Below are 23,483 nucleotides of genomic sequence, written 5' to 3'. Positions count from 1 at the left end.
AAACCAACGAATAGCATTCGCGCTAAATGAGTTGCGATCGTAATGCACTTGCGATCCAAGCGATGGCGATCGCTCCTGCTAAGGGTGACATTAGGACGAAAGCAGTAACGCGCAGTGTCAGCGCCCCAGACAAGATCGCGGCTGAATTCTTCCCAACCAACTCAACTGAGGGGAGAAGGATCGGTCGAACCTCAGTCGTTCTTCAAACACTGAATATTCCTTTTTGCAACAAAACTCTCAGATCGGATTTAGAAAGAAAACGTAGTCCGGATTGTTCCCACGTAAATCGTATCGTTATCTTTATTGTGTTCGGGATTGGTAATGACCAGCACTCCTGGAGTAATGCCAATATTTTTGGTAACTTGGAAGCGATAGAAAGCTTCTAGGTGCAAAGAGGAATCCCTATCTTCACGGTCATTAATATCGTTACTAGTAACTTTCGGCGGTAAGCCAACCACAATACCACCTAAGTTACCTTCTCGCAAGAGATCTGGAAAAGCTAGAGTTACTGCATAGTAAAAGATAGAAGCATTAGCTCCATCAATTGCACCTGAGACAGCTTCAGGTCGCGTGTAGCCAGCCCAACCGCCCAAGGCAAACTTGGGATTGATTTGAAAATTCGCTGCTAAGCCATAAGAATCTGACGTATAGCTTTCTCCATCAAAAGGGTCATTGGAGTATGTACTTCCAACTCCTGCAACTCCGGCATCAAGACCATTATAGGAGCGCACGTAGGTCAGACCCAGAGCGATAGTTTTAGTGGGCTTCAAGGTAAGCTGGGCTAATGCTACAAAGGGACCACCAGTCAACCCAGACGTAGGGTTTTCGGCTTCACTGGCTAAATAAGCTAGAGATAGGTTAACTGCATCGCTGAATTCATAGGTTAGACCTGCCCCTGAACCATACCCAACTTGCGAGTAGATGGGACTGCGGTAGCCAAACGCAGAAATAGCACCATCTTTTACATCTCCAAAATAGGGATCGATCGGATCGACAAAATCCCCTAAAACACCACCATAGGGTTCGACAAGAACCGTCAGGCGATCGCTTATCGGAAATTCGTAGGCAAGATAAAACACTCCCAAGTCATTTTCGGTAGAGCCAACGGTATCTCGTTCGTACACGAGTCGTCCCATGTTAGTACCCGTTACGTCTCTAAAATCAGGGAAGTTATTAGCATAAAGCGAGACAGTCAGCGTATCTTTTCCAGTAAAACTAGTCTCGAAATCTAACAGCACCCGATTGCTGAGGGTGAAATTTTCATCCACCCTGCCAGCCGAACCTGCTGACACGCCAGAAGGAACGGCTTTGTCTTTCCCGACAGCTCCACTCAGAGCAAAAATGACTTGCCCGTTGAGTTTAGTCGTAGTAGAAAACTGATTCGCTTCAAGTTGGGCTGTAGCTGTTTCCAGTGCATCTACCCGACCTCGTAGGGTACTAAGTTCAGTCGCAAAATCAGCTTGGAGCCTTTGCAGAGTGGTTAAATCCTCTTTGGTAATTAGGTCGCTCATTGCAGTAGAGATCGGCTCGTTTACTCGCTCCAGGCACGCATTCAAACCAGCAGCAAATTCATATCTGGTCAGTGCCCGATTGCCACGATATGTACTGTCGGGATAACCTGCGATGCAACCGTAACGCTCGACTAAAGACTGCAATGCTTGAAATGACCAATCATTAGGCTGTACGTCGGATAGCTGGGAGACTGAGGTAATTGAAGCTTCCTGAGCTATTAGGCTGTTAGAGGATTTGGAAGATAGGGTGTAGGGGGAAAACTCAGTTCCAGCAACAGCAGGTAGGCAATATGCGATCGCTACAAGCAGACTAGTGCCGCACGACAGTAAATATGCTTTTTTCACTTCGGTCGTGACTCCTCACTCTCAAAACACTGTCACGACCTTAACTCCTACTCAATGAAATTAGGATGAAATCACTGTACGATTTGCCAACTGAATAATTCAGGATCGCTCTTCTAACTAGGACTATTCTTCAGTTGTTTGGAAGTGATGAAGCTTCTAAGGGTAATCGCACGCTGAAAGTACTGCCTTTACCCAATTCGCTCTGCACCTCTAAACTACCATCATGTGCTCGAACGATCGCGATGGCGATCGCTAACCCCAACCCAGATCCACCCGATGCTCTAGAGCGATCGCTACTGACGCGATAGAAGCGATCGAAAATTCGTTGTTGTTGCTCAGGTGCAATGCCAATACCCGTATCTCGAACCCGAATCAGCGCGTAATGACCGCTACGCTCTAAAATCACAGTTACGCAACCGCCCGATGGCGCGTACTGAATGCCATTAACCATCAAATTTGTAAATAGACGATACAGTTGCTCTTCATCCCCAAAGACGCGCAACAAACTTTTTACTTGGATGTCAGATGTCAACGTTACTCCTGCGTCAAGAGCCAAGGATGTTAATTCTTCTACTAAATCGCCAATAATATCGTTTAAGCAACAAAGCTGATGACGTGCTGGTAAAGGTCGCCGCTCCATGCGAGATAGTAAAAGTAGATCGGCAACTAACGTTGTTAGCCGTTGATTTTGGCGGTTTAAAGTGTGTAAAATATCGTATGCTTCTGCTTGAGACAGATCGGGCGATCGCAGAGCTGATTCGACAGTTGCACCTAGTGCCGCTAAAGGCGTTCTCAATTCGTGAGCTGCATCTGCTGTAAACTGTTGAACTTGCCTATACGAGCGGTAAATCGGTCGCATTGCTAACCCTGCCAGCCACCAGCTGGAAACTGCCACCATTGCCATAGCGATTGGCAATCCCACCAGCAAAACTAACTTCACGTTAGTTAGGTAATCGTCAACATCTTTGAGACTTCGCCCCATCTGCATGTATCCCCAAGGGCGATTGTCCTGAGTATGTAATGATAAAGATATTTGGTGATATCGATTTCCCTTAGCATCGACAAGGGTTTGCCATGCAGCCTCTCCTGAAGTAAGCGGCAACCCATTTGGTTGAGAACCAAATAGAGCGATGACCCGTCCAGAACGGTCTAAAAACCTGATGTAGTAGTCATCTCGGTGAATGGCTCCAAGTATGTGACGGTTTCCCAATTGCGGCATTTGTGGCAAGAGCTGCTTAGTTGTCTGTTCCAAGCGCCCAGGTTGTATCAAAGTTTTTTCGATAGAATCATGTAGCGTTCCAGCCACAATCTCTAGTTCTCGGTCTAGAGTGCGCCAGTGAGCGTGAATAATAGCTTGGTACACTCCAAAACCAAGTAGACCTAAAGTAAAGCCCATGACGGCTGCATACCAGGCAACTAATTGCCAGCGAGTTCGAGTAAAAAGTTTATTTTGCTGCATTGGGAATATTGAGGCGATAGCCCCTGCCAGGAACTGTTTCGATTGCATAAGCACTGCCTATGACTGCAAGTTGTCGTCTGAGCAAGCGAATTTGAGCAGCTACGACATTGCTAGTCGTATCCGCATTCACTTCCCAAAGCTGATTGCGAATCTGCTCGCTGCTAACAATCCGGTTCGGATTTGTCATAAAATACTCTAATAGCTGAAATTCCTTTTTCGTTAGTGGCACTAACTGCCGCTCTCCACTTTGTTCGACCAGATAAACACTTCGGGTTGCGTAATCCAAAATTAAATTACCTGCTTGGAGTTTTTGGGGTTGAATCTGAGGCGATCGCCGTTGGAGCGCTCTTACCCTTGCTAGTAGTTCCGCCATGCTAAACGGTTTCACTAGATAGTCATCTGCTCCTGCATCCAAACCAGTCACTCTATCTTCGATACTATCTCTAGCTGTCAGTATTAACACTGGTAACGGGCTGTTTTGACTCCTTAACCGCTTGCACAGCTCTATACCTGACATTCCAGGTAACGACCAGTCCAAGATAGCCATGCTATACTGCGCGTGCTGGTTTTCTAAATATTCCCAGGCTTCAGTACCATTTAGAACCAAGTCAACCACATACTTTTCTTGGTCTAAGGTTCGCTTGATTGCAGCTCCTAAGTCTGGTTCATCCTCAACTAGTAGTATTCTCATAAAATTCATCCTTACGCTATTATACGTGTGTCTTTCATCTATTAACTGTCAGTTAAATTATCTACTAAGAATAGATTGACAGACATAGATGAAATCAGGATGAAATATCAACTCTTTCTGGGCAAAATCGATTTAGTAGTTAAATAACAAAATATTTGCTTTAGCGAATTAACCATTAAGAATTTATGTTTAACTGCATTTTTATTTAAAATTTAGCTGCTTACCAACTACCAAAAATTAATAAATTCCAGCGTTTTTTTTTGCTTCTGCTTACCTAGTTTAGATTTATTTAATTGCCTTTCAAAAAGTTATCGAAGGAAAGATTGCATCAGCCGACAATGCAAGTATTTCCGTTTCTCATTTAACAATTTTATACGCAAGTTTAAAAAAATTAACTTTCGCTCTTAAAGTAAAATTTTTATAATATCTTCTAAAAACTTTGCTACTAGCAAAGTGTGAAATAGAACTGTAGCTTTCTTCTCGCTTCAACATAGTCCTCAATTCTAAAAAGGATTTCATCCGAATTTCATCTCTGTCTGAAATAATAAGCAGGTAGTAGCGACAAACATGACGCTATTTGCCGAATAAGTTGGGCATTTCTGTCAACTTAACAACATAGGTGTGAGCGAAAACTATGACAAAGTTTTTGTGGATTGCTTTGGGATTGTGTCCAGTTACGCTTGTAGGTACTACTCTATTTTTGACAGTCCGCACCCAAGCTGCTGAAGCTCCTGCGTCGGAGATAATTATAAATCCCTCAGAACAAAAAATGACACAACAAAAAATTGCACAACTAAGCCAATCTAATTCAACATTACAATCAGTTACTCAACAGTTAGATGAAACCAGCTTTGATGAAATTAACCAAAACAGCCAAACCACAGATGCTCTGGCTCAAGTCACCTCTGTTTCCCAGCTATCCGACGTACAGCCTACCGACTGGGCATTTCAAGCCTTGCAGTCCTTAGTCGAGCGTTACGGTTGCATTGCTGGGTATCCCGACGGAACTTATCGCGGCAACCGCGCTTTGACTCGTTACGAGTTCGCTGCTGGTTTAAATGCTTGTCTAGATCGAGTGAATGAATTAATTGCTACAGCTACGGCTGACAATGTAACTAAAGAAGACCTAGCAACTTTACAACGGTTACAAGAGGAGTTTTCTGCCGAACTTTCTACGCTGCGCGGTCGCGTTGATGCCTTGGAAGCACAAACATCTGAATTAGAAGCCAATCAGTTTTCTACTACCACCACACTAACTGGAGAAGTAATTGCTGCTGTAGCTGATGTCTTTGGTGATGAGCGAGCTGTTCGTAGCGGTGAAGCAGAAGGTTCTAGAGGAGATTTGGACATCAACACCATACTAGCTGACCGCGCTCGTTTGACTTTTAATACCAGTTTTACTGGAAAAGATGAGTTGAGAACTCGACTACAAGCCCGCAATATCACTCCCTTCACGCGCACGGGAACTCCTGGTGCTTCAGGTGATACAGGTACTGCTATGACGCGCTTATCGTTCGATGGTAGTGATAGCAATGATGTTGTCATCGACGACTTTTGGTACAAGTTTCCAGTAGGCGACATTGCCGATGTCAAAGTTGACTTTGCCAATTCTGACTTCTTTGACAACATCTACACTTTCAACCCCGTGTTTGAAAGCAGCGGTCGGGGAGCCATTTCTAACTTTGGACGCTTTAACCCGATCTATCGCCAACAGGGTACTGCGGGTTCTGCTTTAACTGTCAACATCAACCCCAAAGGTCGTATTGGTCTGTCTCTCGGCTATAAAGCACCAAATTCTAATAATCCTGATAACAGTTTTGGACTGTTCAACGGAGATTATGCGGCGATCGCTCAGCTAGCCTTCCGTCCCTCCGACACCATAAACTTAGGTTTGGCTTACGCTCACAGCTATGACAATGCCGCGACCGATAGCGTTACTACTAACAACAGTATTAGCGTTTCGGGAGGTACTGGCAGTAACTTTGCTAATAACCCCTTCAACAATGCCGCAACGTCAGCCAATCACTATGCCGCGCAAGCTAGCCTCAAGCTAGGTGACAGAATTACAATTTCAGGTTGGGGCGGTTACACTGTTGCCCTGAATGAAAACAGCCCTTCCCAGTCCGCCGAAATCTGGAACTGGGCAGCAACCTTAGCCGTACAAGACTTGGGAAAAGAAGGCAGCGTACTCGGTCTGATCTTCGGTATGCCACCAAGAGCTGGCGATAACGAATTTGGCGGTCGCCGCGATCGCGATACTTCCTATCACCTAGAGGCACTATACCGTTTTCCTATTACCGATAATATTGAGGTCACTCCTGGCGCGATCGTAATTTTCAACCCCGAACATAACAATGACAACAGCAACATCTATGTTGGAACTATACGAACGACCTTTAGGTTCTAGAACTTAGTTCTAAAAACCTGTCCTTGCTCGTCTGTTAACGAACGGGCAAGGATTGTGCGATCGCAGCGGATTTATGAATGTACTTATAACAAATTGCGAACGTGTAGATTGTTGAAAATACTAACTACTAGTGCAGCACGGCAGAAATAATTCATCAGTTAGAATGGGTAAAAAGTAGCGTTCAGAGATAGAAGTTGCCAGGACCGAAACCTCAATTTATTAACCTAACTTGCCGTCAGCAGCGTGTCCTAGAAAAGATAGCGCGACGCGAGAGTAGTTCTCAGCAGTTAGTGCGGCGAGTGCAAATTATCCTCGAAGTGGCGCAAGGCAAGCAGAACCAGCAAGTGGCAAGAGTTCTAGGCATCCATCGCGAAACGGTGCGCCATTGGCGAGAATGCTGGCTGAAAGCTGGTGAACGACTGTCTGCTGTTGAAGTAAGCGCAGATGATAAGCAGTTGATGCAGTTAATAGAGATGGTGTTAGCGGACGAACCCCGTCCAGGTACTCCGGCTCATTTCAGTTTGGCTCAAATCGTCGAGATTTTGGCGATTGCGTGTGAGAAACCGGATGCTTCTGGTTATCCACTCTCGCACTGAACTCCCCAAGCACTCAGAGCCGAGTCGCTCAAACGAGGCATCGTAGAACACATTTCTGTCCGCCATGTAGGACGTTTTTTAAAAAGAAGCAGCACTGCAACCACACCGGAATCGATACTGGCTAAATGCCGACCCTGAAGACCCAGTTATTTTTCAAGCGCAAATTCAGGTAGTCTGTGACCTGTACCAAGCCGCTGCCAGCTTACATGAGCAAGGCACACACTTGATTAGTACGGATGAAATGACTGCTATTCCTCGCTCTAGAACGTACCCATTCCGCTTTACCGATGCGACCAGGCAAGGTTGAGTGCCAGGAGATTGAATACATCCGCCACGGCACTCAAAGTCTGATTGCCAATTTTGAAGTGGCAACTGGTCGGGTGATAGCTCCATCTGTAGGCGCAACTCGCACGGAAGCAGACTTTGCCGCACATATCCAGCAAACAATTGCGACCGACCCAGATGCCGCATGGCTGTTCATCACAGACCAACTCAATATCCACCAATCTGAAGCGTTAGTGCGTTTGGTGGCGCAACGCTGTCAACTCAACCTCGACTTAGGGATCAAAGGCAAATCTGGCATCTTGAAGTCAATGGTAAGTCGGGCGGCTTTCTTGAGTGATTCTCAGCATCGAATTCGCTTTGTTTACGTTCCTAAACATACCTCCTGGCTGAATCAGATTGAAATTTGGTTTAGTATTTTAGCCAGACGGTTGTTGCGGCGCGGAAACTTCACTTCTACACTCGATTTACAGCTCCAAACCCTGGACTTTATTGCCTACTTCAATGACATCTTGGCAGAACCATTTAACTGGAAGTACACAGGTAACAAAACCGTTGTCTAAACTGACGCTTTATTTCTGCCGTGCTGCACTAGTGCGATTGCCAAACACCTATATTTGAAAAGCAGATATAGTTTTCCAAATACAGGTTTGTTGTTATTATTTGGCGCTAGGTGTTTTGTTAATCTTTTCTCAAACTTTCTATCTGGGACTTGACTGCTCTGAGGTAGCCTCGATCGCTTGCAGTTTCAGGGGAAACTTTGTTCTTTTTAACTGCACTTTGCACGAGATCTTCAGCACTGACTCTCCCCGCCTCGTAAGCTGCAAGGAATGCACTGTAGCCAGGAATGCCTTGGTCGCGAAAGTAACCTTGATAAGCCAAGTACACTAGATTAAAGGGACGCAGTTGATATCTAATAGCAGTACTGTTTTTTTCACTATCGGCTGCTGCTATCTCAACTCCTAATGTAGGCACATCTGCAATAGAAAACAATAAAACTGATAGACCACCAAGGATGGCTAATTTCATAACATTGACTCCTGAATCAACTTTGCTTTGCTATCTGTAACGACACCTGCTGGATATAATTACCAGCAAAAAAGTTAGCTTCTTCCAGGTATTTAGTAGAGTTCTAGACAAAACTACTTCTACCCTTTTCTATGTGAACCAAGTATTTCTACAACTAGTAAGTAGCTAGAGCCAAAATTTCAACTCTATGAAGGAGAGAACCTAGTATGTGTCTAACCTCAACGCTGGATAGTGTTATCTTTGGTTCTAGCTTTGTGTTGTCTAAACTTTTGTTGGAACTATTGAGTACCTGAATAGCACTTCTGCAAAGCTGCAAGTCTTTCCCTAGAGGCTCCTCCAGATGGTCTTGCTATAGGAACTTTATAACCTTTTGTGTTAGATGCCTCAGTGGACTGCCGATCTTCTACAACTCCTCCAGCATGGCACTTTTGCTCGTTTGCAAGTCGTTGCCTACTAGCTCCTCCAGAAGGTTCTGAGATCGGTGTAGCTTGACAGCCTTCTTTGCTGCCGGAGTTATCAGGGTTTGCATAAGCAGCAGAACCAAAAGATGCGATCGTTAGGATGAATGCAGTACCGATCAAAAATGTTTTCATGGTAAACTCTCCAAATAAAAAAACGTGAATCGATGCATTGCCGATCTTTAGTTAGATAAATAGAAAATCTTATCTAACTAATTTTTCAGGTTGTTCAACTGGTTAGGCAGAAATATACACTGCAAACAAGTCATAGAATCACTTCACTTGTAAGTGAATGAGAAATTATTCAAGTGTGAGCCATACCCTTAACATCCTTGCCAGAGAACATATCTCGCTCGAACTTATATTTACTATCTTGACAGGCTTAAATGAAATTGAAGTGAAATCTTAACTCTTACCGCACATAAACCCGATAGCGAGCAAAACCGATAGGAAGATCTGCATCAATTCCAACGAGTCTAGCGTAAACCTTGTACAGCCAAGCATTGGTAATTCCTGAGATTTTTACATCTCTCATAGCAATTTTGAGTTCGTTTCCAGGAGAAACGGGTGTGGGAAATACTAACGTGACTTTACTACCATCAACAGAGGTATTGGTGTCAATTTGGCGACCCGATCGGTCAGAAACATCGATCTTATTCTTTACCTTTAACCCAGCAGGTACGTCAATCGTCAGTTGAGAGAGAGATTTACTATTTGGGGGAATTTGCAATCGAAAAGTGTGTCTGACGATTGATGCTTTAGATTGAGGAAATTGGACTGAACTAACAATATGAGGAACCTTCATAGCATCTGTCGCGGGAATTGCATAGACAGATGGAACTGATACTGCGGCTGTTAAACTAAGCGCAGTAGCGTAAATTAGTGGTTTGAGCATTTTGACTCTATTCTTACTAAAGAATGGCTAAATTAATTCATACTTAGACTCATTTTGGTTGTGTGAACCTAATGATAAGGTAAACTAACGACTATGAAATTAGGATGAAATTTTGAGTTATTAAAGAAAATTATTTATTCAGTACCAAGTGAGCTGTGGTTGAAGAAACTTTAAGTCTGAAACAACGAATATTCTGGAAGAAAAAACGGGATTTAGAAAATCTGAGCGAATGTCAAACCTCAACACTTTGTCACAAATACCTACAAAGTTGAAGAATTAATTAGAGGCTGTATAGATTTCATCCAAATTTCATCTCCATATGAAATACTTGAATCTTAGTGCTTTTCAGTCACCTCTAAATTTGAAAGTTAAAGTGCGTTTCATGATGATTCCGTTGCCTGTCAGAGAAGGGCTTCAAGCTAGTAAAAAACTTATGCAGATGGTTTGTCTTCTGACGGTAATGAGTGTTAGTGCTATTTTCATTCTCAGTCAAATTCAATCGGCAAGCGCCCAAACTCAACCTATATCCCCAACCGTTCCCTCAGAAAGTCAGTTGCCGGACTCGCTGAATCCCAGCCAGAACTCACTCGATCTCCCTACCCGTCCAGAACAAGTCCGGTTGCAGCAAGCACAACCAATTACTTTGCAACAGGCGATCGCGCTAGCGCAAAGGAATAATCGAGAACTCCAGGTTGTACGACAAACTTTGCAGCGCAGTCAAGCGGCCCTAAGACAAGCGCAAGCAGCTCGATTACCCACTTTGAGCGGTGAAGCAGAATTTTCCCGCGAACAAAATGCTAGCGACAAACTAGACGATCTCGACGACGGTGAAGAGTCTTCCCCTGAAACTCCTTTAGGCGGTACTTTAGAGGTTGGTTATGACATTTTCACCTTTGGTAGGCGCTCTGGTAGAATCGGGGCTGCCCAGGAGCAGGTGCGCTTCGATCAATTGGAAGTAGAGCGACTGAACGAACAAACTCGTCTAGATGTCACAAATACTTACTACGACCTGCAAGAAGCAGACGAACAGGTGAGAATTTCCCAAGCAGCAGTTAATAATGCCCAAAAAAGTTTGCAGGATGCTATTGCGTTAGAAGAAGGTGGGATAGTAGCTCAGTTTGATATTGTTAGAGCTAGAGTCCAGCTTGGTAATGCAGAGCAGGAACTGATCGATGCTCAAAGCCAACAAGATATTGCCCGTCGTCGATTAGTGGAATTGTTGAGTTTGAGCGAGACAGTAGATGTGAGTGCTGCCGATCCAGTGCGGCAAGCAGGGGAATGGGAACTATCCCTGGAAGAAAGTATCGTGCTGGCGTATAAAAATAGAGTAGAGCTGCAACAGCAGTTGGCACAACGTAGAATTGCCGAGCAGCAGCGTCGAGTCGCCTTGGCTGAGGCAAGACCGCAAATTAGTTTGTTTGCCAACTATCAAGTGTTGGATGATTTAAGCGACGAATTTGACTTGCAAGATGGATATGCAGCAGGAGCTAGACTGCGCTGGAATTTCTTTGATGGTGGAGCAGCTAGATTTGCAGCAGCCCAGGAGAGGAATAATCGGGCGATCGCCGAAACCCGCTTTGCTCAAACTCGTAACCAGATTCGTTTTCAAGTCGAGCAAGCATACAAAAATCTCCAAGCAAATGCTCGCAGTATTCAAACTGCTGCCGCAGCTTTGCAACAAGCTCAATTAGGTTTGGAGACTGCTCGCGTGCGCTTTCAGGGAGGAGTTGGTACTCAACTAGACGTAATTAGTGCTGAAAATGACTTGACACGAGCGCAGGTGAATCAGCTAAATGCAATTTTGAATTACAATCGCGCTTTAGCAACGCTGCAACGCGCTGTTAGTAATCTTCCTAGTAGAAACTCATCAGCTTTACAAACAAACAGTAAGTAAGCTATCTTATACAAAAAGAGCTAAAATTCCTGTAAATGCAGTCAGAAATTGGGAATTAATATGTACGAAACCGAACTACACCTACAGGAATTTCTGTATTACTGCCAACAACTTTAGCCCAAAGGTTATAAACGGAATCAGGACCCTGAGATAGTTGCCTAACTTTGTTGAGTTCAACTATAAGCTTGGTGTTAGAAATATTCTTTCCTGGAAAATCTATGATAATTTTTTTATCTTTAACAGAAACATTAATATTAACTTTTTGACCGTTTTGAGCTAGCACATCTATATCATTACTCACTGCTACAGTAGATGGAGTGTCAATAATAAGCTGGGAGAGTCCATTAATATTTTTTGGGACGTTTAATTTAAAAGCGTGTTTGACTAGTTGCCAGCGATTAGCAGGAGATTGCACCTCATTCTCAATATTAGAAACGTTATCGCTATCTATCTTGGTACTTGCATAGCTAGTAGTAGTTAAAGCTACAGTAGCTAGCGCAAATACGGTGACATAAACTAGTGTTTTCTTCATTTGAGCTTCTCAAAATTTAACTCTGCTAATTAGCTTTGAAACTCACTCAAGATGAATCTCTTGCTAACTAGATTGACAGAGTAAGATGAAATTTAGATGAAATACCAAACAGAGTTAAAATTACTTTGCGATCGCGCTTCCTTCCCAATCTACAGATGCTTTGCTTTTGAAAATAAAATTGGGTAAGTCGCACTGGCTTTGCTCGAAATTAGGAGAATTATTTAGCCGTAGGTCGTTAGCATTCGAGCTGTAGGGGAGGAGATTTAACCACTTAACAATAGTCTCAGACCTACTCCACGAGTCCTGCTTTCGGATAGTGAGAGTTATTGGGGTAGTTTCAGGCGAAGGCGCTTTGGGATTAACAAAACTTTTTCTCATCAGTGAACTGGGGACGATATCTGACTGCGAAGCAAGAGAGACTTGGGCTAAGCTTAAGATTGCACAAACCAGTGAAGGGCTAACTTGTATAGCCTTCCAAAAAAAATTGTTTATCCTCACACCTAATGAAAAAGCACTTTAGGTAGCCGCGATACTTGATGCAAACAAATATCATTAAATTTAGGTGCTTACAAGTCAGCACAACGATATGAAATTAGGATGAAATTTTTTAAAAATGTCAAAAAAATTGACCATTTTGATGCACAACATAAGAGAATGAAATTAGGATGAAATTTCTTAAAAATGTCAAAAAATTAGTATATGTTTTACTTTTTACTTTTACATAAATAGAGTCTTTTAGTAGTTTTTAAGAGATGTAAAAACTGCTTTTTATAACAATAAGAATCTGTTATTTTCTTCTGGAGATTGAGTTTAGTTACTCAGTCGTTGCAAGTGTAAGAAGAATTAAGGCACTTAAGGAGTAATTTCATGATTGTTTCTGACATAAAGGGTTTGGAGATCGTCAATGAAGAAAATGAAGCTAGTGTGACAGGAGGCATGTCTATAAAACACTCGTATGCATCCAGCTCTGCTGATGCATATGCTGAAGATCCAGCAGGAGCTGCAATCTATACATTTACAGACTCAATAGCTCTCAACTTTGCAAATAGACACTATGCCTCTGGTAGATCGAGATCTATTACAATAGGCTCCAACGGTTAGTTTTATTGACAAAATTATCCTCCAAACTTTCTAGTTATCAAATATCACTAAGAGCAAAATCACCTATTTGTTAAAGTGCTTTTAGTGATTTTCTATTTAGTTTATTCTGGCTCGTTCAGACCTGATGTTTATGTTGAGGTCTGGGGGTATATGTTTAGCATTGTCTATAAATTTGAATTATAGACATACCTGTTGGTGTGTCTAAAGTCATATCAGTATTTATGTTGTAAGCCGTATAAGCCAATGCAACAGCATAAATATTACAGTTGTTTATCTAAGCTCGGCTTTGCACTGGCGGAGTTTGGCTAAGGCTTCTTGCTGAATCTGCCGCACCCGTTCGCGACTAAAGTTAAGCCGCTCGCCTATATTTTTCAGCGAAAGCGATCGTCCATCTTCTAAACCAAAACGCAAGCTCAATACCTGCTGCTGTTGCAGTGTCAAAACTGCTGCCATCACTTGCTTTAAGTTATCGGACATTAATGACTGAATCGCAAACTCCTCTGGAGAAGCAGCAGGATCTTGCAACATTTCACCCAGCTCTGTATCTCGATCTTCTCCTACTTGTTTTTCTAGAGATATAGGTTGACGTGCTACCTCTAGATACGAGATTACCTGGTTGGGAGTCAATTCTAGTGCTGCTGCTAACTCAGAAATTGACGGCGTGCGTTTTAGGTGTTGGGATAGCTGGCGTTGTGTCTTTTTAATTTTATTCAGCTTCTCAGTGACATGGATAGGCAGCCGGATGGTGCGGCTGTTCTGCGCGATCGCTCTAGTTATAGCTTGACGAATCCACCAGTAGGCATAAGTTGAAAGCCGATAACCTTTAGTTGGGTCAAACTTTTCCACACCCCGATGCAAACCAATGGTTCCTTCCTGAATCAAGTCTAAAAGTTCTAAATTGCGCTTGGTGTACTTTTTGGCGATGGAAACCACCAGTCGCAAATTAGCTTCTACCATCTTGCGCTTAGCATTCTCACCATCTGCGATCGCTTTTGTTAGCCCAGTATTATCTAATTTGCCTGAAGCTTTTGCCCATTCATCAAGCGACGGTTCTCGACCTAACTGCTTGGTTAGCGAATCTTTTACCAACTGCAAGGCGATCGCTCGCTGTACCTGTTTACCAAATAAAACTTCTTGTTCGTGAGTTAGCAGTGGTACGCGACCAATTTCACGTAGGTAAATGTATACGAGGTCGGTGCTTGTCTGAGTATCCTTCATGATAGTAAACATTGATAATGAAAAAATATTTTATTTTGATAACATATTTATTTGAACTAACTATTCATTCATACTACGATAGGTTGCTACTGCTGAAGGAGAAGAGCGATTGAGGTAGCGAAAAATCCAATACTTAAAAATAGTGTCTGCAATAACGGGGACAGTAGCAATGAATAAAAAAATAAAATCTTTATTTTCTGGAAGACCAAAACGCTTCAAAGCACCTTCCAAAATTATTTGCCATCCGTAAGGAGAATGAAAGCCTACAAATAGATCGGTAGAGAGAATAATTAAAAAGGCTTTAGCAGAGTCGCTTAATCCATAAATTATGTCATCAAGCAAAGACTTAATAATATTTAGTTGTTTTTTGTTAATTATAATTATAATAATAAAAATGAATGCTGAAAGCAGACCTACAAAAACATTCGTTAACGCATCAAAACTTTCATCTCTATACTTTTCAGTCAAACTAATAGCTTTTTCCTTCAGGTTTTTTTGTGAAATTTCGTTAGATAGTTTTGGAGTTTTATTTATACGAAGCTCAAAGTAAATTGCTTGCTCAAATCTTTTTAGCTCGGCTAAAGCTCTCTCTTCCTGAGAAGAGTTTAAGAAAGTCACTAATTCCTCTTTGTTCCATAAAGCTTTAACTAATGGGCTAATTACAAAGTTTCTAGAAAGTTGGCTTACTAGCATGGGAACTACAATCAGAATTAACAGAAAACGAATGGATATAAGCGTACGTTGCTGAGAAGCACGAAACTCTTCAACTAGCTTTGACTCTGCTTGTGGATCGAATGCCTGTCTAACCTTTCCTATAGTCCGAAGGATAGATCGGGGAATGAAGCTAGTTTTTCTAGATGACGATTTCGATTTCATTCTTATCGTTATAAAAACTCAGGCTTTTAAGCTCGTAAACTAAAAGCCTGAGACTAAGCTAAGCATGAGGTGTAAGTGATTAAACTTTATTATACGAAAGGCAAGATGAAATCAAGATGAAATTCATTCTAAGTCGAAGAAAATTTTTGATTATTAGAAAAATCAGTTAAATATTACAGATTTATTCTAGATTTAGTATTAGTAATATTGTTATTTTTGCAAGAAAATTTTCAACCAGAGCTTATATTTTTGGCAGTATTTATTAGGTTAAATTATTTTTATATTTAGCAGCAAAAATACACTAAAAATTTCAGTTAACTTTTTTAGACATTAACTGACCTGTGCGTAGCCAATCTACCAAATCATTAGGAGCTTGAACCTGTTCTAAATAACGACGTAGTTGCTCTCCTTCTAGAACTTCTGCACGTATTAAGTGTTGAGTCATTTCCTCTAATAAAGAACGATTAGTTTCTAGAATGAGTAAGGCAATCTGATGCGCTCCATCTACAATCTCCTTAACTTCTCGATCGATCTCTTCCGCAATCGCAGGGCTAACCGGACGACGAGGATTGGAGAAACCATCCAAAAATTGTTGCTGCACTTTTTCTAGTGCCACAGGTCCTAGCTTATGACTCATACCATAAAGGGTAACCATACGTTCGGCAAGATCGGTTGCTTTTTGGATATCGTCACTAGCTCCCGTTGACACTGTACCGAAGACAATTTCCTCTGAGGAGCGTCCTGCCAAAAGTGTAGCAAGGCGACCGCGAATTTCATTTTCTGCCATCAAGAAGCGATCTTCTTCAGGCAGTTGCAGCGTGTAGCCCAATGCGCCTACACCTCTAGGGACAATAGAGATTTTCTCGACTTTGCCAGCTCCAGGCATCAAGGCTGCGACAATAGCATGACCTGCTTCATGGTAAGCCACAGTTCTCTTTTCCGTCTCGTTGAGAACGCGAGATTTTTTCTCCAATCCAGCAATCACTCGCTCGATCGCCTCGTTAAAATCAGCCATCGTTACGGCTTCTCGATCTTGGCGAGCAGCTAGCAGGGCGGCTTCATTGACTAAATTGGCTAAATCGGCACCAGCAAATCCTGGCGTGCGGGCGGCGATCGCAGCCAAGTCTACATCAGCTGCTAACTTAACTTGGTTTACGTGTACTTTGAGAATAGCTTCCCGTCCTAGCTTGTCTGGGCGATCGACAACTACTTGGCGATCGAAGCGACCAGGACGGCGTAAAGCTGGATCTAAAACTTCAGGGCGGTTAGTCGCCGCTAAAATAATGACTCCCGTATTGGCTTCAAAGCCATCCATCTCGGTCAATAGTTGATTCAGGGTTTGCTCCCGCTCGTCATTACCTCCCATTATCGATCCTGCTCCGGCTCTAGATTTACCTAGAGCATCTAGTTCGTCGATAAAAACAATACAGGGAGCTTGTTTCTTCGCCTGCTCAAATAAATCTCGCACCCGCGCCGCGCCAACACCGACAAATAACTCGATGAACTCGGAGCCAGAGATACTAAAGAAAGGAACTCCCGCTTCCCCAGCTACAGCTTTTGCTAGGAGAGTTTTGCCCGTCCCTGGTGCGCCAATCAAAAGCACTCCTTTGGGGATTTTGGCTCCAACACGAGTATATTTAGCAGAGTTTTTCAAAAACTCCACAATTTCCCAAAGTTCTGCTTTCGCTTCATCGATTCCAGCTACGTCAGCAAATGTGGCTCCAGTATGTCCTTCCGAATAAATGCGGGCTTTGCTTTTTCCTACGGTTAGGGCTGCACCTGCACCTGTCTGGGCACGGTTGAGCAGCAAACCCCAGATACCAAAAAAGATCAAGGGAGGAATTACCCACCCTAAAAGCGTACCGATCCAGGCATTGCGATCGGGTGGCAGCGCACCGAATTCTACATTATTATCTGCCAAGAGCTGAGGCAAGCTCGGATCGTTTGGAATGGGCGTAGTCGTGTAGATTTTGGCGGGAGCCGAGGTTGAGCCATCGGTTTGAGGAAATTGCAGATTAGATGGAGGCGTGGATGAATTGTCTGGTTGGGGCTTTTGCTGTTTGGGTAAATCTGCCTTGAGAGTATATTGAATCTGGTTTTCTGCCAATAGTGCTTGAGCAACCTTACCATCTTTCACATCCTTGCGAAATCGGCTGTACAAAACCTCAGTTGTTGGAGAACGCATTCCAGGGGCAATGAAAAAGTGGAAGAGAAAAAGGAAAAACAGGAGCGTCAATAGACTGCTACCAAAGTGTTGAGGATTAGGGGAATTGGGTTTTCCATCTTTTTCAACGGGCATTGTTAGTCTCCAAGCTAAACTTTGCTCACACTTATGTTCTAACGAGGGATTTCATCCCATGACATTTTTAAATAATTAATCAATTAATGCCGCCTACTTTTCGCTTGCCAGATAACTCCAAGACTGATACTAACCAAAAAGGCTCCGGTAAAAAGGTATGGTGCATTTGGTTGCCATGCGAAGAGTACACCTCCTAGCATCGGACCACCTACCTGTCCGAGACTGTTAGCAGCATTTTGCATTCCTAACACTTTACCAGTGTGTTGACCGCTTCGTTTTGAAATTAGGGCTGAGAGGTTGGGAGTAACCAATGCCATACCCAGTGCTAATAAGCCAACAACTCCGAAAACTAGAAGCATATTCCGTACCAGCAACAAGAGTATAATGCCAATTCCCATCAAGCTCAAACCAGAAGCAATTTGAGCAACTGCGTTCATTCTATTTGAAAGATAGCCAACTGCAATAGTCTGAAATACAGCCATCACCAGCCCACAGATCGTAAAAACAATTCCTGTTTGCACCGGACCATAACCCAATTTCTCCTGAGCATAGAGTGCAAAAGTAGCTTCAAAAATCGTTAGTCCGAACTGTGCAACAGCTGTTAGAACTAAAAGTAGAAGCAGTTTACCTTCCAGCGTTCTCCACCTGAAGGCTAATTTATTGCTGGAGGTCATTACCGCTCGTGAAGCTAGAGATTCAGGCAACCATCGCACAGCGATCGCGAGTATGAGGAGCATTAGCACCGCTGATAGAAAGAATGGAGGTGCGAAGTTCTCAATCTTGAAATCTACAAAACCTACAGTGAAATGTATATCTTCGCGGGTGGTAAGTCCTCCGAACGCTGGACCAGCGATAACGCCAAGACTCACCGCCGTGCCAAGCCACGCCATGCCTCGACTGCGATCGCTCTCTGTCGTGAGATCGGATACGTAAGCAGTTGCAGCAGGTAGCGTAGCAGAAGATAAGAATCCACCCACTGCTCGCACAACGTATAGCATTCCTAATGAAGTAGCGAAGCCAAATAGCACTTGAGTAATCGCAGAACCTGCAATTCCTAGTAAGATCAGGGGTCGTCTGCCAACCCGATCTGACCGTTGCCCCCAGAACGGAGCAAAAATGAACTGCATCAGGGCATAAACACTCGTCAAAAGGCTGATATGAATCGCCATTGTTTCACGAGATACTCCTGCCACATCGAGATGCTTAGCATAAAAGGGCAGTACTGGCAATGTTACACCAAAGCCGATCGAGACGACAAACACGCAGAAAAGGAGTAGGAGTAGTTTTTTATTCATTACAGAGTCCACAAAGGATTAGTGACAACCTCCACCTCCTCTATGGCGGCTTTGATGACTGCCGTGCCCTCCGCGATCGCTACCATGACTGCCGTGGTGTCCGCCACGATTTCCACCATGATGTCCAGAACGACGCAGCCAAATGAATGCCACTACAGCTATTGCAATCAAGCTAAAGATCAATAGCATGAGATTAATCCTCTATTTTTGAGCATATCAGTACTGAGTTAATCGTTGATTGCAGAAGGGCAGACTTACTCATCTGCCCCATCCAAATGTTTTAAACCAGAACAATTGTTAACTCTTAAGCTGCATGTGCTACTTCGCGACAGCTTTGAGCGCAACGTCGGCAAGCCTCGGCACAGGTTTTACAATGCTCGGCATGGGCGCTGTGCTTCTCGCACTCAGCCGCGCAGAGTTCGCAGGCTTTAGCACAGGCAAGGCAAGCTTCAGCAGAGAGACTGGATTTTCGTGACAGGAAACGCGCGCACAGAGCGCACAAATCGGCACAATCTCCACATAGTCTGATACATTCAGCCATCATCTGCGCCATATCGCTGCTCAAGCAAGCATTGGCACAGTTTTCACATTCGCGCAGACAATCCAAACAATCTTGAATGCATTTTTCCATCGTTGCCATAAGACATCTCCTTGTAATACGTCTAGTTCAAAATCAAAGTCTTTCTGGAATTTCTTGTTGAAATTTCAGGTGGAGAACGAATCCTATTAATAACAATCTCAGACTCAAATGAAATCAACGTGAAAATTTTCACCATTTCTCGAAATCCTTGCGGGCAAAACTTACGCGAGTATTTTCTTGTGGAGATTTATTTCCTTTGCTCGGTGTTTTTCAAGATATTTTTGGCACGAGCTGCCTCCTTGGTGCTGCCATCAACCATTAGTAAGTAATTACCGTCCTTAAGCTTTTTTTCGTACTTGCGGATGTGTTGCCGAGAAATGCCCCAGTCTACTAACGTCACCAGCATTCCTCCTCCAGTTGCACCAGCTACGACACCCTCAATACCACCTAGTAGTGCAGTGCTAGCTATGTGTCCGACTGCCAGCCCTGGTCCCACACCAGGAATCCAAACAACAGCCGCACCAGCAAGAACCCCAATTACCCAACCCAAGGAACCACCAGCAACAGCGCCGAGCTTATCTGCGTTTTCAGCATTATCCGTAGGGCGATGCAATTCCTTTTCAATTTCTCGATTCTGGGTAATCAGAGAAGTCCGATCGATTGGGAAGTCATTTTGCTCCAATAAGTGTAAGGCTTCTTTTGCTTTTGACACGCTGTCATACACAGCAATTACGCATTGGTTAGGCATTTCTAACTCCGTCGATTCTGTAAGGTATTGAGATCGGACAGTCTAGCGGCAATACCAGTTTTGTAGATGTGTTTTCATCCCTTCTTTCAGCTATGCCAAAATCAATACCCAACTCGAACTACTTATGCGATCGCACTTTTAGGTATTGTTTTCTACAAAAGATGCCTCTGGTGCGAGCCGACCATCATCCATACGAACGATGCGATCGGCAATATCCAAAATGCGATTATCATGCGTCACCACTAAAATAGAGCATCCTTGCTCCTGAGCCAGATGCTGCATCAGTTCCACTACATCTCGCCCCGACTTACTATCTAAAGCAGCAGTCGGTTCGTCGGCTAAAACGAGTTTGGGATGACTGACTAGAGCGCGAGCGATCGCTACTTTTTGTTTCTGTCCCCCAGAAAGATTTTCTGGATAGTAATTCACTCGATGTTCCAAGCCTACTGCCTTAAGCATTGCTTCTGCTTGGGAGTGGAGTTTTTCATCTGGAATATCTTTGTGAAGTTCAAGGGATGTTTGTACGTTTTGCCAAGCAGTTAAGAATTTAAGCAAATTATGGGATTGGAAAATATAACCAATCTGGCGACGGACTTGCACTAATTGGTCTAAGCTTGCTCCATAGAGTTCGCGGTCGAATACTTTAAGGCTACCTTCTTGAACGGATCTTAAACCACCAATCAAAGTCAGCAAGGTAGTCTTGCCTGACCCTGATGGTCCCATCATAATAATAATTTCTCCAGCAAATATTTTTAAATTAATATCAAATAAAACTTGTTTCTTTAAATCACCACGACCAAAGTAGTGATTGATATGTTGGATTTCAACAACTGGTTTTTGATTCATAACGTATTTATTAGAAAATATCAGCCGGATCTGCTGCTTGCAATTTACGTACAGCAATAGCTCCAGAAATAAAACACATTAAGATTGTCAAAATTAAACTTAGAGATGCTCTCCATGTATCCATTGCCATTGGTAGGCTGGTAGCTTTTCTAGTCAAATCGTACAGACCTAGTGTTAGAGCAAATCCAGGAATATAGCCTAGAATAGCTAAAATCAATGCTTCTTGAAATACCATTATTAGCAGGTAACTATCTTTATAGCCCATCGCTTTTAATGTCGCATATTCTGCTAAATGGTCGGAGACATTTGTATAAAGAACTTGATAGACAATCACGCTGCCTACGATAAAACCCATGATAGTTCCTAGTGTGAAAACAAATCCGATGGCTGTATTTTTTTGCCAATAATTTTTCTCAAATTGTACGAATTCATCATGGGTTAGTACTTGTATATCTTTCGGTAGACTAGCTTGTATTGCCTGAGCAATTCTTCCAATGTTTCGATTGGGAGCGACCTTGACTAACCCAATGTTGATGTCACTTGCTGCGCGAGTTTTGAAAATACGTAAAAAATTTAGTTCGCTAGTAATTAAAAGCGCGTCGGAACCGAAAGAAGAGCCAACCGTGAATAAACCTACTACCTTAATTTTTCGACCGTTGATTTCAGGTGCGATCGTATTACCTTGAGCTACTTCAGTAATAAATGGCTTAAATTCAGGGCGAGAAACTCGGTCGAGGATCGCAACATCATCGAGCTTTAATTTGTTCAGGTATTGATTAATTTCTGGAATGTGTAGGGTTATTTTGCTGGGATCGATGCCCAAGACTAAAATGGCGCGATCGCGTTGACTTGCAGGGCTTTTCCAAGTTCCCAAACCTACATATACGGAGTTGATAGACTCTACTCCATCAAAACCGAGAGCTTGATATAAACGCCGTCGGGAGAAATTGTTCATACTCATCAGCGCGCGGGAGCGAGGATTAATCATCACCAGATCCGCATTGAGACTTTCATGTACGCGAGTTGCGCTCTCGGATAACGCTGCCTGAAACCCTAACTGCATGAACATGAGAATAACTGCAAAGGCAATCCCTGCTGTTGCAACCAGGAGTCTAGCTTTTTCCCTAGTAAGTTGCAGCCAAGCTAGAAATAGTTTGTGACTCATGGCTCAAGCTCCACGGTCACTTGTAGGTTATTGAGGGCAGCCACTCGCCGACTAGAGACGGAATCCAGACGAATTTTGACTTCTACAACTCTGGCATCCGTAGCAGCATCTGGGTCTGTATTGAGAATGTCTTGTTTGCCTACTTCCCAACCAATTTGGTCTACCGTACCTTGTAGTTTCTCCGCGAATGCATCGCTGGTAATCGTAGCACGTTGTCCCTGGCGAACTTTACCAATATCGGTTTCATACACCTCTGCTACCACGTACATTTGGTCAGTTTGACCGAGTTTGAGAATTCCTTCTCCTTGGTTGCTTACCACTTCCCCAGCGCGGGTATGAATTTTTAGCACTCGACCGTCTCGCGGCGATCGCACGTATGCTAGCTCCAGATCGGCTTTTGCTTTGTCCACCGCCGCGATCGCCTGGTTTACCTCTGCCTGAGCTGTTTGTACGTCAGTAGGGCGGATTTCAGCGATGCGAGTGAGGGTAGCTCTAGCTTCGTTCAGTTGTGCTTGTACTGTCTCTCGAACTCGCTTGAGGGTTGCTTTTCCTTCCTCCAGCCTTTTCTGAGCAGTTTCAGCAGTTAAACGCTTGCTATCGAGAGTAGATGCTGAAATTGCACCATCCCGATACAACTGTTGATAGCGTTTGTATTCAGTTTCAGCGTTACTCAATTCTGCTTCTAACCGCTTCACTGTTGCTTCCTGAGCTGTTACATTTCCCTGTAACTCAGCTTCCATCCGTTGAATTGTTGCCTTTTGAGCGTTAATTTCTCCAGCTTTAGCTCCAGCTTTAACCTGCGCCAAACGTGCCTGGGCAACTTTGACTTGTTCCTGAGCTTCTTTCAAGGCAGTTAGACGGCGATCGCGGGTATCAAGAATCGCAAGAACTTGTCCAGCTCGAACTTTATCCCCTTCCTTAACCAAGACTTGGAGAATTCGAGTTCCTTCTAGAGAACCAGTTGTAGCTGGGTGAACGGCTTCTCCTTGGGGTTCCAAACGTCCCAATGCTGTCACTGTTCTGGTAATGGGAGCGGCTGGTGAAGCAGTTGGCGCAGGACTGGAAGGTAAGAGGCGATAACGCGAGAGAGTATAGACTGTAGCAACAGTAGTAGAGGAGATTCCTGTAGCGATTGCCAAAATGACGAGCCATCGTCTGGAACCTTTCAATAGCCAATTTTTCAAACGCCAGTCCATACTTGAAATCCAAATTGACTGCTGAAGCTAGTTCGATTGCTGCTTCACATGGAGTTGTGA

23 protein-coding genes are annotated in these 23,483 nt (G+C 43.5%); 5 read left to right on the top strand and 18 right to left on the bottom strand.

Annotated elements, in window-relative coordinates; all coding sequences use genetic code 11:
• Positions 1-22: 22 nt before the first annotated feature.
• The 4 genes from M5J74_RS33770 to rppA form a co-directional block, all read right to left on the bottom strand.
• Positions 23-160, bottom strand: a complete 138-nt coding sequence (locus M5J74_RS33770; protein ID WP_371934113.1) for a hypothetical protein — start codon at positions 158-160, stop codon at positions 23-25.
• Between the two features lie 88 nt (positions 161-248).
• On the bottom strand, positions 249-1,856 hold the full coding sequence (locus M5J74_RS30865) for an iron uptake porin (RefSeq protein WP_250017379.1): 1,608 nt from the start codon (positions 1,854-1,856) through the stop codon (positions 249-251).
• 130 nt (positions 1,857-1,986) lie between these two features.
• Entirely contained in the window at positions 1,987-3,315 is a 1,329-nt protein-coding gene (rppB, locus tag M5J74_RS30860) for a two-component system sensor histidine kinase RppB (protein ID WP_250017378.1), read from the bottom strand.
• Positions 3,302-4,006, bottom strand: coding sequence for a two-component system response regulator RppA (rppA, locus tag M5J74_RS30855; RefSeq protein WP_250017377.1), 705 nt, complete (start codon positions 4,004-4,006; stop codon positions 3,302-3,304). The genes rppB and rppA overlap by 14 nt, the downstream gene beginning before the upstream one ends.
• A 634-nt stretch (positions 4,007-4,640) precedes the next feature.
• Here rppA and M5J74_RS30850 point away from each other — a divergent pair.
• The 3 genes from M5J74_RS30850 to M5J74_RS30840 all read left to right on the top strand — a co-directional run bounded on the left by M5J74_RS30850 (position 4,641) and on the right by M5J74_RS30840 (position 7,854).
• Positions 4,641-6,413, top strand: coding sequence for an iron uptake porin (locus tag M5J74_RS30850; RefSeq protein ID WP_250017376.1), 1,773 nt, complete (start codon positions 4,641-4,643; stop codon positions 6,411-6,413).
• A gap of 194 nt (positions 6,414-6,607) precedes the next feature.
• Entirely contained in the window at positions 6,608-7,009 is a 402-nt protein-coding gene (locus M5J74_RS30845; RefSeq protein WP_250017375.1) for a helix-turn-helix domain-containing protein, read from the top strand.
• A 287-nt stretch (positions 7,010-7,296) separates the two neighbouring features.
• Positions 7,297-7,854 carry a transposase gene (locus M5J74_RS30840; protein WP_371934112.1) on the top strand — a complete coding sequence of 186 codons (558 nt, stop codon included), beginning with the start codon at positions 7,297-7,299 and terminating at the stop codon, positions 7,852-7,854.
• A 118-nt stretch (positions 7,855-7,972) separates the two neighbouring features.
• Here the strand turns inward: M5J74_RS30840 and M5J74_RS30835 are convergent, their stop codons facing one another.
• The 3 genes from M5J74_RS30835 to M5J74_RS30825 form a co-directional block, all read right to left on the bottom strand.
• On the bottom strand, positions 7,973-8,320 hold the full coding sequence (locus tag M5J74_RS30835) for a hypothetical protein (protein WP_250017374.1): 348 nt from the start codon (positions 8,318-8,320) through the stop codon (positions 7,973-7,975).
• Between the two features lie 278 nt (positions 8,321-8,598).
• Positions 8,599-8,913 (bottom strand): hypothetical protein, encoded by a 315-nt coding sequence (locus tag M5J74_RS30830; RefSeq protein ID WP_250017373.1) that lies wholly within the window; start codon positions 8,911-8,913, stop codon positions 8,599-8,601.
• A 277-nt stretch (positions 8,914-9,190) separates the two neighbouring features.
• Positions 9,191-9,673 carry a DUF2808 domain-containing protein gene (locus tag M5J74_RS30825; protein ID WP_250017372.1) on the bottom strand — a complete coding sequence of 161 codons (483 nt, stop codon included), beginning with the start codon at positions 9,671-9,673 and terminating at the stop codon, positions 9,191-9,193.
• 382 nt (positions 9,674-10,055) lie between these two features.
• Here M5J74_RS30825 and M5J74_RS30820 point away from each other — a divergent pair, with 382 nt between their 5' ends.
• The gene (locus M5J74_RS30820; RefSeq protein ID WP_250017371.1) at positions 10,056-11,567 is read left to right on the top strand and encodes a TolC family protein; all 1,512 of its coding nucleotides are present in this window, start codon (positions 10,056-10,058) and stop codon (positions 11,565-11,567) included.
• A gap of 55 nt (positions 11,568-11,622) precedes the next feature.
• Here M5J74_RS30820 and M5J74_RS30815 read toward each other — a convergent pair whose 3' ends face one another.
• Entirely contained in the window at positions 11,623-12,099 is a 477-nt protein-coding gene (locus M5J74_RS30815; RefSeq protein WP_250017370.1) for a hypothetical protein, read from the bottom strand.
• 867 nt (positions 12,100-12,966) lie between these two features.
• Between M5J74_RS30815 and M5J74_RS30810 the strand changes: the two genes are divergently transcribed.
• Positions 12,967-13,200, top strand: a complete 234-nt coding sequence (locus M5J74_RS30810) for a hypothetical protein (protein ID WP_250017368.1) — start codon at positions 12,967-12,969, stop codon at positions 13,198-13,200.
• 270 nt (positions 13,201-13,470) lie between these two features.
• Here the strand turns inward: M5J74_RS30810 and M5J74_RS30805 are convergent, their stop codons facing one another.
• The 10 genes from M5J74_RS30805 to M5J74_RS30760 all read right to left on the bottom strand — a co-directional run bounded on the left by M5J74_RS30805 (position 13,471) and on the right by M5J74_RS30760 (position 23,423).
• A complete protein-coding gene (locus tag M5J74_RS30805) occupies positions 13,471-14,418 on the bottom strand; it encodes an RNA polymerase sigma factor, RpoD/SigA family (RefSeq protein ID WP_250017367.1) in 948 nt (315 codons plus the stop codon).
• A gap of 60 nt (positions 14,419-14,478) precedes the next feature.
• On the bottom strand, positions 14,479-15,294 hold the full coding sequence (locus M5J74_RS30800) for a CemA family protein (protein ID WP_250017365.1): 816 nt from the start codon (positions 15,292-15,294) through the stop codon (positions 14,479-14,481).
• A 310-nt stretch (positions 15,295-15,604) separates the two neighbouring features.
• Positions 15,605-17,593: an ATP-dependent zinc metalloprotease FtsH gene (gene ftsH / locus M5J74_RS30795; RefSeq protein WP_250017363.1), complete on the bottom strand. Its 1,989-nt coding sequence runs from the start codon at positions 17,591-17,593 to the stop codon at positions 15,605-15,607.
• 83 nt (positions 17,594-17,676) lie between these two features.
• Complete coding sequence (locus tag M5J74_RS30790; protein ID WP_250017361.1) at positions 17,677-18,888, bottom strand: MFS transporter; 1,212 nt, start codon at positions 18,886-18,888, stop codon at positions 17,677-17,679.
• Positions 18,889-18,906: 18 nt separating this feature from the next.
• A complete protein-coding gene (locus tag M5J74_RS30785) occupies positions 18,907-19,077 on the bottom strand; it encodes a hypothetical protein (protein ID WP_250017359.1) in 171 nt (56 codons plus the stop codon).
• 115 nt (positions 19,078-19,192) lie between these two features.
• Positions 19,193-19,528, bottom strand: coding sequence for a four-helix bundle copper-binding protein (locus M5J74_RS30780; protein ID WP_250017358.1), 336 nt, complete (start codon positions 19,526-19,528; stop codon positions 19,193-19,195).
• Between the two features lie 187 nt (positions 19,529-19,715).
• The gene (locus M5J74_RS30775) at positions 19,716-20,216 is read right to left on the bottom strand and encodes a hypothetical protein (protein WP_250017356.1); all 501 of its coding nucleotides are present in this window, start codon (positions 20,214-20,216) and stop codon (positions 19,716-19,718) included.
• A 138-nt stretch (positions 20,217-20,354) separates the two neighbouring features.
• A complete protein-coding gene (locus M5J74_RS30770; RefSeq protein WP_250017354.1) occupies positions 20,355-21,062 on the bottom strand; it encodes a DevA family ABC transporter ATP-binding protein in 708 nt (235 codons plus the stop codon).
• Positions 21,063-21,072: 10 nt separating this feature from the next.
• A complete protein-coding gene (gene devC / locus M5J74_RS30765) occupies positions 21,073-22,227 on the bottom strand; it encodes an ABC transporter permease DevC (protein WP_250017352.1) in 1,155 nt (384 codons plus the stop codon).
• The gene (locus M5J74_RS30760) at positions 22,224-23,423 is read right to left on the bottom strand and encodes an ABC exporter membrane fusion protein (RefSeq protein WP_250017350.1); all 1,200 of its coding nucleotides are present in this window, start codon (positions 23,421-23,423) and stop codon (positions 22,224-22,226) included. The genes devC and M5J74_RS30760 overlap by 4 nt, the downstream gene beginning before the upstream one ends.
• Positions 23,424-23,483: the final 60 nt, after the last annotated feature.

Origin of the sequence: Chroococcidiopsis sp. CCNUC1 (assembly GCF_023546805.1) — a bacterium.
Classification (GTDB): Bacteria; Cyanobacteriota; Cyanobacteriia; order Cyanobacteriales; family Chroococcidiopsidaceae; genus Chroococcidiopsis; species Chroococcidiopsis thermalis.
Note: the sequence above shows the minus strand (reverse complement) of the source record. Positions and strands in the feature narration are given on the sequence as shown.